This window comes from Faunimonas sp. B44, assembly GCF_052655945.1.
In genome coordinates, this window is sequence record NZ_JBQYEX010000014.1 from 60809 (window position 1) to 72787 (window position 11979).

The window sequence follows — 11979 nt, forward strand, 5'->3', positions numbered from 1 at the left end:
CGGCATGGACCGGGGCGTTCCCGTGTCTGATAGAGGGCTGTCATGGCCAACGTCGTGGTCGTCGGCGCACAATGGGGCGACGAAGGCAAAGGTAAGATCGTCGACTGGCTGTCGGAGCGTGCCGACGTCGTGGTGCGATTCCAGGGCGGCCACAATGCCGGCCACACGCTGGTCATCGGCGGCACGTCGTACAAGCTCAGCCTGCTGCCGTCCGGAGTGGTCCGGCCCGGCAAGCTCGGCGTCATCGGAAACGGCGTCGTGCTCGATCCCCACGCGCTCATCGCCGAGATCGAGCGCCTGGCGGGGCAGGGGGTGATCGTGACGCCCGAGAACCTGCGGATCGCCGACAACGCGACGCTCATCCTTTCACTGCACCAGCAACTCGACGCGATGCGCGAGAGTGCGGCGGCTCCCGAAGCGAAGATCGGAACGACCGGACGAGGCATCGGACCCGCCTACGAGGACAAGGTCGGGCGCCGTGCCATCCGGCTGATGGATCTCGCCGATCTCGGCGCGCTCCCGGCCAAGATCGACCGGCTGCTCGTGCACCACAACGCGCTGCGCCGGGGGCTGGAACAGCCGCAGGTGGACCCGCAGGCCATTTTCCACGAGCTCGCTTCCGCCGCCGATCGCCTGCTGCCCTTCATGGACACGACGTGGGACCTGCTCGACAGGTATCGCCGCGACGGCGCGCGCATCCTGTTCGAAGGCGCGCAGGGGGCGTTGCTCGACATCGACCACGGCACCTACCCGTTCGTGACATCCTCCAACACGGTGGCAGGCCAGGCGGCGACCGGATCGGGTCTCGGCCCGCACGCGCTCTCCTATGTGCTCGGAATTGCAAAGGCCTACACCACGCGCGTGGGGCAGGGGCCCTTCCCGACCGAGCAGCAGAACGAGGTGGGCGACTATCTCGGCGAGCGCGGTCGGGAGTTCGGGACCGTCACGGGGCGAAAGCGCCGCTGCGGCTGGTTCGACGCCGTGCTCGTGCGCCAGATGGTCCGGGTCTGCGGCATCGACGGCATAGCGCTGACGAAGCTCGACGTCCTCGACGGGCTGGAGCGGATCCGCATCTGCATCGGATACGAGCTCGACGGCAAGCGGCTCGACCGGCTGCCGGCAAGCCAGGCGGCACAGGCGGAGGTGGTGCCCGTCTACGAGGAAATGGAAGGCTGGGACGGGTCGACGGCCGGTGCGCGCAGCTGGGCCGACCTGCCGGCGCAGGCCGTCAAATACGTCCGCCATATCGAAGAGTTGATCGAGGCGCCCGTCGCTCTTCTGTCGACCAGCCCGGAACGGGACGACACGATTCTTGTTCGCGATCCATTTCAGGATTAGTCCCTGAGAGGGGCATCCGGAATCAGCACGGAAACGCCATGCCGGACTACACGTCCATCCTGAGGCGGTCTCTGGCCGCTCTGCCCGACCAGTCGCCGGAGACGCGGCAGGCGGTCTACGACCGGGCGCGGAGCGCCCTCGCGCGCCAGTTGAGCAACCTGGACCCGCCCCTGGCGCCGGAGCACGAGGAGGCTCAGCGCGCGCAGCTCGAACATTCGATCGAAGAGGTCGAGGCGGACTTTGCGGCTGTGCCGGGCGGGGAGCCTGCCGGAGACGTCGCGTACGCGGGCCGGCCTGCGCCGGCCGATCCGGCCGGAGCGCCGGCAGCCGCGCCGCATGTTCGCGAATCGACCGCCGCCGATGCGGAGCGGCGGCGGGGCGCGCCCGGCCAGGCCGTTCGTCCGCCAGTCGGGACGGCCACGGTCGCCGCCGCAGAGGGCACACCGGAAGCGGATGCTCGGAACGCGCCCATCGCGTCCGAACCGGCCGCTGAGGCTGCCGCTGACGGCGAACCTGAACAGGCAGCGGAGCGCTATCCGGAGCGTCACTCGCGTGCGCCTGCGATGATCATGGCGGTGCTGGTTGCGCTCGTCCTGATCGGCGCGGGCGTACTCGCCTATACGCAGCGCGATACGTTGGCCGCCCTGTTCGGATCCGAACAGCCTGCGACCGAGCTTGCGGAAGGGCCGGAGCCGGAGGCGGCGCCGGCAACCGGCGGCAAGAACAGCGAGCGGCTGATCAACGGCGGCGCCGGCGCCGCCGCACCGGCCGAAGGCGAGGCCGCCGATGCGCCGCCTGCCGCTGACCCCGCGCCTGAAGGGCAAGGGGAGGTTGCGCAGGTCGAGCCCGACCCCGCCGCGCCGCCCGAGCTCACGCCGGATCAGCCCGTGCCGATGCCGGACGACGGCGCGCCGGATACTACGCCGGTGCCCGCCGAACCGGAGGCGGAGGCGATCCCGGCACCTGCGCCGGAGACTGCGCCGGCGCCTGCCCCCGGCCAGAGCATCGTGGCGCAGCGCGCGATCTTCTACGAGCAGGGCGAGGGCGAGCAGTCCGGCCAGGCCGCGCAGGGCCAGACCACCTGGGAACAGGTCGACCGGCCCGACGGCCTGCCTGCGATCCGCGGCATCATGCGCATCCCCGATCGCGACGCGACCGTCACGCTGACCATCTCGAAGAACACGGACCAGGGCCTGCCGGCGAGCCACATGGTGGAGATCGCCTTCGAGGGCGACCTGTCGGAAACGGCGATCGAGCGGGTGCCGGCGCTGGTGCTGAAGCCGAACGAGCAGGCCCGCGGCCAGCCGCTCGCCGGCGCCGCGGTGCCGGTCACGGACACACTGTTCTGGATCGCGCTCTCCGACGAGGAGGAGCAGATCAACCGGAACGTGGCGCTGATGCGCGACGGCTCCTGGTTCGACATGCCGCTCCTCTTCACGGACGGCAAGCGTGCCCTGCTCACCTTCGAGAAGGGGATTGCCGGCGACCGCCTGTTCGAGACGGTCATGCGGGCCTGGGACTGATCTCGACGCAGGGTCGATCCCGCGCCAGGTCACTCCAGCGCGACGGCGTACTCGTCGACCGGGCGCGCCTCCTCGATCAGACCCCGCTCCGCGAGGAACGTGGCGAAGCGGGCGTAGCGCATCCGGTCGAGCGCTGCCGGGCTTCGCGAGAAGCGCGGCAGCGTGTCGGCATAGGCGCGCCGGTTGAGCTCGTCCCCGAGATCGGGATGGGCTCCGAGGAAGATCTCCAGCCCTTCCTCCGGATGGTTCGTGAGATAGAGGGTCGCCTGCTCGACCGCCTCGATGAACCGCTTCAGCCGATCGTCGCCGAGGCTGTCGCGATGGGCCACGTAGATCAGTTCGTCATACGCCGGGACGCCTGATTCCTCCGGGTAGAACGCGGTGCCCTCATGGCCCTCCAGCCGCAGCTGCGTCAGCTCGAAGTTGCGGAAAGCGCCGATCACCGCATCGACGCGCCCGGCGATGAGTGCGGGCGAGAGCGCGAAGTTCACGTTGACCAGCTTGACGTCCTGCATCCCGACGCCGGCTTCCGCGAGCATCGCCTCGAGCAGCACCTCCTCGAAACCGGCAACCGAATAGCCGATCGTCTTGTCCTTCAGGTCCGCGAGCGCCTTCACCGGCCCGTCGGCGAGCACGACGAGCGCGTTGAGCGGGGTGGCGACGAGCGTACCGATCCTGACGATCGGCAGGTCCTGCTCGCGCTGGAGATAGAGGTTCGGCTGGTAGGTGATTGCGATGTCACCCTGGCGCGCGGCGACGAGCCGGGGCGGCGCGCTCGGATCGGCCGGCGGAACGAGCTCGACGTCCAGTCCCCTGTCGGCGAAGTACCCCTTCTCGGCCGCGACGACGAGCGGGGCGTGATCGGGATTGACGAACCAGTCGAGCAGGACGGTCAGCCTGTCGGCCGCGCCCGCGTTCTGGATCGACGCGATGCCGGCGATGAGCGCGGCGGCGAGAATTCTCATTGCGGTGCTTCCTTCAGCGGTTGGAACCTTCCCCTGGCACCCAGGCGAGCTGCCGTCTCACCAGCCCGTCCACGGCGGCGCGAAGCAGGATCGCCATGACGGCGAGGAGAACGAGGGCGACGAAGACGCGATCGGTCTGCATGCGCGCGTTCGCCTGGAGCATGATGAAGCCGAGGCCGGCCGAGGCGCCGACCCATTCGCCGACGACGGCGCCGATCGGCGCAACGCCCGCCGCGATCCGCAGCCCGGACCCAAGCGCCGGCAGCGCTGCAGGAATCCGCAGCTTCCAGAGCGTCGCGATGCGCCCGGCGCCATTGAGGCGCGCGAGGTCGAGAAGATCGGGGTCGGTCCGGCGCAGTCCGTCCGCGAAGGCGGTCGCCACGGGGAAGAAGATGATGAGGCCCGCCATCGCGACCTTGGAGGCGAGGCCGAAGCCGAACCAGATGACGAGGAGCGGGGCGATCGCGAAGACCGGCAGCGCCTGGCTCACCACCAGCATCGGGCCGACCAGCCGTTCCAGCCGCGGCGACAGCGCGAGGAGAACGGCAGACGCGGCGCCGAGCCCGACCCCGATCGCCATCCCGGCCACGATCTCCCAGCCCGTCGTCGACGCGTGCGCCAAGAAATAGCCGGGCTCGGCCGCAAAGGCGGCCGCGATGCGGGACGGCGGCGGCAGGACGAAAGCGGGCACGGAGAGGAGGCGGACGGCAGCTTCCCACAGGAGCAGGAGCGCGGCGACCGCACCGATTCGCAGGCCCGTCTCGGCTGCTCTCCACACGTCCGCGCTCCATCGATGGCGAAGCGGACGCTTGATCCCGTCCCTTCGCCGGCATGACCCGGATCAGGTTCAAAGGGTTCGGCCGTCGGCCGTCTCAGCGCGGCGGAAGCCGCGCACCCCTCGGATGGAAGCGCAGTAGCGGGTTGGCCGGCCGAGGGCAAGGCGCAAGCGCATAGCGGGGTTTACAGGCCCCGCGGGCCGTGCTTACCGCACGCGGTGACACGCTTTTTCGCCTGGGCCTGGCACCAGCCCTATCTCCTCCTCACCGTCACCTCGCTGTTCTGGGCGGGGAACGCCGTGGTCGGCCGGTTTCTGGCCGGCTCGATTCCGCCGGCGACGCTTGCCGGCACGCGCTGGCTGGGAGCCTTCGTGCTGCTTCTGCCCCTCGCCGTGGGCCAGATCAGGCGGGATTGGCAGACGCTTCGGCATCACCTGCCGTATCTCGTGCTCGTCTCCTTCGCCGGCATTACCGTGTTCAACACGCTCCTCTATTGGAGCCTGCAGCACACGACCGCGATGAACGCGAGCCTGATGCAGTCGACGGCGCCGCTCCTCATCGGGGTCTGGACCTTCCTGCTCTTCCGCGACCGGCTCACCGGCAAGCAGATCGCCGGCATCCTGACGTCCCTCATGGGCGTGCTGGTCATCGTGACCGAAGGCGATCTCGGCCGCGTTCGGCATCTCGCGTTCAACGTGGGCGACGTCATGGTCGTCGCGGCCATGACCGTCTACGCGTTCTATTCGGCGCTCCTGAGGAAACGGCCGGTCGTCGGCGCACTCACCTTCGTCACGGTCACGATCGGGATCGGCTCGGTGCTGCTTTTCCCGTTTTCCCTGTACGAGGTCGTGGCGCAGGGCCGCACGGTCGTCATCACCCCCGCGTCCGCGCTGGCAGTCCTCTACGTGATCCTCTTTCCCTCGGTGGCGGCCTATTTGTTCTTCAATCGCGGCGTCGAACTGATCGGTGCGAACCGGGCCGGCCCATTCTTCCACCTGGTCCCGCTCTTCGGCACGGCCCTCGCAATCCTTCTCCTCGGCGAACGCCCGGCGCTCTTCCATGCGGTCGGAGCGGGGCTGATCCTTGCCGGCGTCTTCGTCGCGACGAAGAATCCGGCCAAGCCGAAGGCGCCCGCAGCGCCGGGACGCTGAGCGGCGGACCGAGGGAGGGGCGGCACCGTCTCCGTCTCGGAACCCTGACGCAGGCGGCGTGTTGATTCCGGGTTTGGAAGAGTGGGGGAATTCTCGTGCGCCCCACCGAATGCCAGTCGCGCGCGGCCGAGGAGGCGGCATGGGCGATCTCGTGACGGGCCGCCACGCGGCCGCCCGCGAGGCGGAAAACCTGGCCCGCGCGGTGAGGGAGGCCTCCAGGAGCCTGCCTGCGCCGGAGCGTAGCGACGAGTTCGGCGAGCAGTTCGATGCCTTCGGCGACGCCAGGGTCGTGCTCCTCGGGGAGGCGACGCACGGCACCTCGGAGTTCTACCGCGCCCGTGCGGCGATCACCCGCCGGCTGATCAGCAAGCACGGCTTCGACATCGTCGCCGTGGAGGCGGACTGGCCGGATGCGGCGCGGATCGACCGCTACGTCAGGCACCAATCCGCGCGGCCCTCCGGCGAGGAGGCGTTCACGCGCTTCCCGACCTGGATGTGGCGGAACGCCGAGGTGCGCGAGTTCGTGGACTGGCTCCGCCGGCACAATGACGGCAAGCCGGCCGGGGCGCGCGTCGAGTTTCGCGGCCTCGACGTCTACAGCCTCGGCGGGTCGATCGACGCGGTGATCGGCTACCTCGACGGCGTCGATCCGGAGGCGGCACGGCTCGCGCGCAAGCGCTACGGCTGCCTGACGCCTTGGCAGGCGGAGCCGGCGCATTACGGCCGCGACGTGCTCTATGGCCGGAAGGACACCTGCGAAGACGCGATCGTGAGCCAGCTCGAGGCGCTGCTCGCACGTCGCCTGGACTATGGCGCGCAGGACGGCGAAGACTTCTTCGACGCGGCCCAGAACGCGCGCATCGTGCGTGCCGCCGAGCAGTACTACCGGATCATGTACCGCGGCTCATCGGAGTCCTGGAACCTGCGCGACCGGCACATGTTCGAGACGCTGCGCCGGCTGCTGGCGCGCCGCGGAGCGGGCGCCAAGGCCGTGGTCTGGGCGCACAACTCCCACATCGGCAACGCCGCGGCGACGGCCATGGGCTGGCAGGGCGAGTTCAACATCGGCGAGCTCTGCCGCACGGCATTCGGCGAGGATGCGGCGCTCGTCGGCTTCGGCACCGACCGCGGCACGGTGGCGGCCGCTTCCGACTGGGGCGGACGAATGGAGATCATGCAGGTTCGCCCGGCGCGCGACGACAGCATCGAACGGGTGTTCCGCCAGGCCGGCGTCGCCCGCAGCCTCACGGACATGCGCGGGCAGGGGAGGCGGGCGCTCCGCGACAGCCTTGCCGAACCGCGGCTCGAGCGCGCGATCGGTGTGGTTTACCGCCCGGAGAGCGAGCGCACGAGCCACTATTTCGAGGCGGTCCTGCCGGAGCAGTTCGACGCGTTCGTGTGGTTCGAGGAAACGAAGGCCGTCACCCCGCTGCCCGGCCCGGCATCTCACGGCGTGCCCGATACCTATCCCTTCGGGCTCTGACCGGGCGACCGCGCTTCGCCGGCCGAGAGCCGCCGCGCCTCAGGCAGGAGAGGCGAGGAGTGCCGCCCGCCCCCTCTCGCGGTCCTTCACGGCCTTCACCATCGCCTTCTGGACCTTGTCGAAGGCCCGCACCTCGAGCTGGCGCACGCGCTCGCGGCTCACGTCGAACTCGTCGGAGAGCTGCTCGAGCGTCAGCGGATCCTCCGACAGGCGCCGCGCCTCAAAGATGCGCCGCTCGCGGTTGTCGAGGACGTCGAGCGCATCCTTCAGCATGGCCCGGCGCTGATCGAGCTCGTCCTCCTGGATGAGGCGCGCCTCCTGGCTCTCGCTGTCGTCGGTGAGCCAGTCCTGCCACTCGCCGCCGCTTTCCCCCTCGCCGGCGCGGATCGGCGCGTTGAGGGATGCGTCGCCGGAGAGGCGGCGGTTCATCGAGATCACCTCCTCCTCCGACACGTTGAGCTTCTCGGCGATCTGCTTCACCTGGTCCGGGCGCAGATCGCCCTCGTCGAGCGCCTGGATCTGGCTCTTCGCCTTCCTGAGATTGAAGAACAGGCGCTTCTGGTTGGCCGTGGTGCCCATCTTCACGAGGCTCCAGGACCGCAGGATATATTCCTGGATCGAGGCCCGGATCCACCACATCGCATAGGTCGCCAGCCTAAAGCCGCGGTCCGGATCGAAGCGCTTCACGGCCTGCATCAGACCGACGTTCCCCTCGGAAATGACCTCGCCGATCGGCAGGCCGTAGCCGCGGTATCCCATGGCGATCTTGGCGACCAGGCGCAAATGGCTGGTGACGAGGCGGTGCGCGGCATCGCGATCGCCATGCTCCGCGTATCGCTTCGCCAGCATGTACTCTTCCTGCGGCTCCAGCATCGGGAACTTGCGGATCTCGTCGAGATACCGCGAAAGCCCGCCTTCGCCAGACTGGAAAACCGGAATGCTGCCTTTGGCCATGATCAATCCCTGCCGTTTGCGGGGTCCGCCCGCACGCCCGGACCCCATCCAGTCCGGTGCAACCAATCCCTATAGGGCGATTTCCACCCGAGGCCGACTTACGTTTGTGTAATGAGCATGCCGCGGAGGCGCTCGATCAGGTCCGCCATGTCGGCCGGCGGCGAACTCGTGAAGTCCAGCACCGCGCCGGTCGCGGGATGCCGGAATGCGAGGCGCCGAGCGTGCAGCGCCTGACGTCTGAACGCACGGACCGCGGCTGCGATCCCTTCCGGGAGCGTTTCGGCCTTGGTCAGGAAGCCCGCGCCGTAGACGTGGTCGCCGACGAGCGGATGGCCGATATGCGCCATGTGAACGCGGATCTGGTGCGTGCGCCCTGTCTCCAGCCGGCAATGCAAGAGGCTTGCCACGCCGCCGCCATAGACCTCCGCGACCGTATAACGGGTGATCGCCGGGCGGCCGCCGGCCTTCACGACCGCCTGCTTCTGGCGGTTTCTCGGATCGCGGTCGAGCGCAGTCTCGACCGTGCCTGTTCGCCGCGCCGGAACGCCCCAGACCAACGCGACGTACTCCCGCTCCAGCGGCCCCGTTCGGCCATGATCGGCGAACTGCTCGGAAAGCGCCTGATGCGTCCGGTCGTTCTTGGCGACGACGAGCAGGCCGGAGGTGTCCTTGTCGAGCCGGTGGACGATGCCCGGGCGGCGCACCCCGCCGATGCCGGAGAGCGTTTCGCCGCAATGGTGGAGGAGGGCGTTGACGAGCGTTCCGGTCCAGTTGCCGGGCCCGGGATGGACCACCAGGCCGGCGGGCTTGTCGACCACGATCAGATCGTCATCCTCGTAGACGATTTCAAGCGGGATCGCCTCCGGCGCCGGCTCGGGCGCCTCCGGCTCCGGCAGGGCGACGCTCACCGTCTCGCCGCCGTTGACCCGGTAATTGGGGTCGACTACGGTCCGGCCGCCGACGTCGACCTGGCCCTCCTTAACGAGCGCCTTGTAGCGGCTGCGCGAGAGGCGCCCGCCGCGGCGGGCGAGAAACGCGTCGAGCCGCTCGCCCGCGTCTTCGGCCGCGACCGCGAGATCTTCCACATCGTCTTCCGACTGAGCCATGGCCGCCCACGATCCTGCCAAGTTCGACGAAGAGGAGCCGCCGCTCGACCCCGCCGCCGAGCGCGTGCGCCAGAAGCTCGCCCGCCTGCTGCTCGGCTCGCTCGGCGTCATGCTGCTCGGGCTTATCGCGGTGTTCGCGGCGATTGTCTACAAGATCGGAGGCGGCGACCGTGCTGCGGTCCCGCAGGAGAGCGCCGTCCTTTCGCCCGAGCAGGCGATCGCCGGCGAGGTCCGCCTGCCGGCCGGCGCCGAGATCCGCCACCTGGCGCTCGAGGGGCGCACCGCGCTCCTGCACGTGGTGGAGGCCGACGGGACGGCCGCCCTCGTGCTGCTCGACCTCGAGACGGGACGGGCCTTCGGCCGGCACGTTATCATCGGCGAATAGCGCGGGGAGCTCCCCTTGCTCCCGCCGGGCGTCGTCGCGAAAGTCGGATCATGCGAAGGGCAGCCGGACTCGCCGCCTTGCTGGATGCGGTTCCCGAGTTCGTGTGGCTCGGCCTAGGGACGGCGATCGTGATCGGCATCATCGTCGTCGCAGTGCGGCTGATGCGCTGAGGCAGGTAGTCGGGAGGGAAGGCTGCCGGGGTCGCCTCGCGGGACCGGGAGCCGGTGCCGCATTTCGGGTGCGAAGGCGGTCATATCCGGGCGACATGGTCACCTTCCTTGGAATGCTGCCGGCTTAGGCGGGGGTCTGCCTTCCCCGGCCGCGGTGAAGCGTCCGGCGGTGGGCCGCGGAGCACCTCTCAGAGATCCGCCAACGCTTCCTCGCATTCCGCCTGTGCCAGGCGCTCGGAGATGTCGGCGCGAGACGGTGCACTGGCCGCGGGCGACGGTTGGCCGAACGCCGATGCGGTCGGGTGCTCTCGAGTCTCGCAATGCGCGAGCAACACCCGCATTACGGTATCGACGGCCGCTTTGCTGACATTGCGGCGATCGGGCTCAAAGGACGTGCTCGGAGCCTGGGGGCCCGTCACGATCTCGAAGGCGGGGAAGTAGGTCACCCCTTCTTCGCTGGACGCCACTTCTCCCGCCGCTGCACGGAGAACGGCCTTGCTGTAGGTCGAGGCGAGGAGGACATGATCCGCGGTTGCTGTCGCGACGAGTGGGACTGGAGAAACGGTCAGGATGAGCCGCAAGCCTGGATTCAGCTTCCTTGCAGCCTTCAGGAAATCGACGAGATCCTGCCTGACCTCATCGAGCGTGAAATTGTGGAAGACATGCCGTTCGGGGTCGAATGCCCCGTTCACCGTACCCGGACAAGCCGGGTATACTGCGCCGTCTGTGGTCGTCATCCATGCCTCGGTGAGGCCCAAGGTGAAGACCATGACGTCCGCTGTTTCGAATGCTGTCCGGACCGCTCGCAGGTGTTGCGCCGTTAGCAGATCGAACTCGGCGTCGGTCTGCGCCGGATACCGTAGCCCAGGCCGGAACGGGTCAATGACCTTGCCCTGCCAGTGCCAGCGGTCCTCAGAAGGGCGGAACATGCCCAGACTGCGTTCCAGAAGCTGCCTAAGCTGTCGTGCGGTATAGATGTTACCGTATGCCGCGGTGAAATTGCGGTAGCCAAGGTTCTCATCCAGGTCGAGGACCAACGGATGTGTGGGTTCCGTCCTGAGGTATGTCAATCCGGCCTTTTCCAGATAGGGGACCAGATTGGAGGCGAAGCAGCTTCCCGCCGACATCACCTTGTCGCCAAGCCGGATCAGCGGCTCCGGAGGGCTCAACAGCGATGCCGGATCGTACGCGGTCGAAACCGCTCTGCTCCAGAACGCCTTGTCCGCCTGAGCTTTGTATGGGTGCATGGCCATCAATAAGCCCTTCGTTCAGAGCCGGGACGTGATCTCTCTCATCATGATGCGACCGAATGCGCCGTTTGCATGTGTGGCATCAGCCGCGAGCTCGTCGCGAAGGCAGCCGAACTCGTTCTGGACCGAGCTCGGCACAGGAACGTAGGCGATGCCCAGGTCGCCAGCGACTTCGGCCGCCTTCTCCGCCAGCAACTCCCAAGCGGTGACGCGCAACCAGTCGGGCGCTATCGGCGGCTCGGAGGGATCAAGACCACTCTCCACGACAATGCGAAGGAGGGGGCCAGCTCGCATGAAATTCTCCCGGACCTTCGATCTGGTCATTGGTGGCGGCGATCCCAGAAGGAAGATCGGGCAACGGTCTCGTATGTCTCTGATCCAGATATCGAGTTCGCGATACAGAGGTTCGAAGATCGCCTTGAGCGCCTCACGTGGGACGATCGGGGCGTCGTCCGGATCGGGATTTCGGTCGTTGAGCACGTAGAATGGCTCTTTCGGGGCAAGCAGGAAACGCGTGTTGTGCTGATTTCCCCGCCATGCAATCGCAAGGGGCGTCTCATCAACCAGCTCGGGCAGGCTTGCCCAGTAATCGCTGATCCTCGCGCCCCCATTGCTCTTGTCCTGGTGAAGGATAGCGGCCGGCACGCCACCGATCATCCCATCTGCGTCGAGTGCCTTCTGATAGGCGCCTCGATGCGATTGACCGCAGATGCGCACGGCTGGAGTGGCGCTCCCGACCCAAAATGGACGGTTGGTTCCGGCTGCGAGACCCTGACTCATGATTGGCAGCGTAACTGCCGCGACGTAGCTTAGCAACGGTTGTTGCTACCGCTAGATCGGCTGCGCGCGTCCGATCAACCAGCGCTCGATGGCCGTCG

The 11979-nt window shown here is 68.3% G+C and carries 11 protein-coding genes and 1 riboswitch; of the genes, 5 read left to right on the plus strand and 6 right to left on the minus strand.

The genetic code is table 11. The annotated features are described in order from the left end of the window. Positions 1–42 precede the first annotated feature (42 nt). The gene (locus ACUN0C_RS17380) at positions 43–1338 is read left to right on the plus strand and encodes an adenylosuccinate synthase (RefSeq protein WP_445467664.1); all 1296 of its coding nucleotides are present in this window, start codon (positions 43–45) and stop codon (positions 1336–1338) included. Between the two features lie 38 nt (positions 1339–1376). After that, on the plus strand, positions 1377–2861 hold the full coding sequence (locus ACUN0C_RS17385) for a hypothetical protein (RefSeq protein WP_445467665.1): 1485 nt from the start codon (positions 1377–1379) through the stop codon (positions 2859–2861). Positions 2862–2890: 29 nt separating this feature from the next. On the opposite strand, the gene ACUN0C_RS17390 is transcribed toward ACUN0C_RS17385, so the two are convergent. Together ACUN0C_RS17390 and ACUN0C_RS17395 are read right to left on the minus strand one after the other, a co-directional pair. Then, entirely contained in the window at positions 2891–3826 is a 936-nt protein-coding gene (locus tag ACUN0C_RS17390) for an ABC transporter substrate-binding protein (protein WP_445467666.1), read from the minus strand. Positions 3827–3839: 13 nt separating this feature from the next. After that, entirely contained in the window at positions 3840–4604 is a 765-nt protein-coding gene (locus ACUN0C_RS17395; RefSeq protein WP_445467667.1) for an ABC transporter permease, read from the minus strand. 23 nt (positions 4605–4627) lie between these two features. Beyond that, positions 4628–4735: riboswitch (TPP riboswitch) on the minus strand. A gap of 85 nt (positions 4736–4820) precedes the next feature. On the opposite strand from ACUN0C_RS17395, the gene ACUN0C_RS17400 reads away from it, so the two are divergent. Together ACUN0C_RS17400 and ACUN0C_RS17405 are read left to right on the plus strand one after the other, a co-directional pair. After that, positions 4821–5753, plus strand: a complete 933-nt coding sequence (locus tag ACUN0C_RS17400; RefSeq protein WP_445467668.1) for a DMT family transporter — start codon at positions 4821–4823, stop codon at positions 5751–5753. Between the two features lie 139 nt (positions 5754–5892). After that, positions 5893–7236, plus strand: a complete 1344-nt coding sequence (locus ACUN0C_RS17405) for an erythromycin esterase family protein (protein ID WP_445467669.1) — start codon at positions 5893–5895, stop codon at positions 7234–7236. A 39-nt stretch (positions 7237–7275) separates the two neighbouring features. Here the strand turns inward: ACUN0C_RS17405 and rpoH are convergent, their stop codons facing one another. Together rpoH and ACUN0C_RS17415 are read right to left on the minus strand one after the other, a co-directional pair. After that, entirely contained in the window at positions 7276–8190 is a 915-nt protein-coding gene (rpoH, locus tag ACUN0C_RS17410) for an RNA polymerase sigma factor RpoH (protein ID WP_445467670.1), read from the minus strand. Between the two features lie 98 nt (positions 8191–8288). Then, positions 8289–9296, minus strand: coding sequence for an RluA family pseudouridine synthase (locus tag ACUN0C_RS17415; RefSeq protein WP_445467671.1), 1008 nt, complete (start codon positions 9294–9296; stop codon positions 8289–8291). Between ACUN0C_RS17415 and ACUN0C_RS17420 the strand changes: the two genes are divergently transcribed. After that, positions 9295–9681 (plus strand): fimbrial protein, encoded by a 387-nt coding sequence (locus ACUN0C_RS17420; protein ID WP_445467672.1) that lies wholly within the window; start codon positions 9295–9297, stop codon positions 9679–9681. The two genes, ACUN0C_RS17415 and ACUN0C_RS17420, sit on opposite strands and share 2 nt — an antisense overlap. A 358-nt stretch (positions 9682–10039) precedes the next feature. Here the strand turns inward: ACUN0C_RS17420 and ACUN0C_RS17425 are convergent, their stop codons facing one another. Both ACUN0C_RS17425 and ACUN0C_RS17430 read right to left on the minus strand, forming a co-directional pair. After that, on the minus strand, positions 10040–11104 hold the full coding sequence (locus ACUN0C_RS17425; RefSeq protein ID WP_445467673.1) for a GSCFA domain-containing protein: 1065 nt from the start codon (positions 11102–11104) through the stop codon (positions 10040–10042). 15 nt (positions 11105–11119) lie between these two features. Further along, entirely contained in the window at positions 11120–11758 is a 639-nt protein-coding gene (locus ACUN0C_RS17430; protein ID WP_445467674.1) for an SGNH/GDSL hydrolase family protein, read from the minus strand. Positions 11759–11979: the final 221 nt, after the last annotated feature.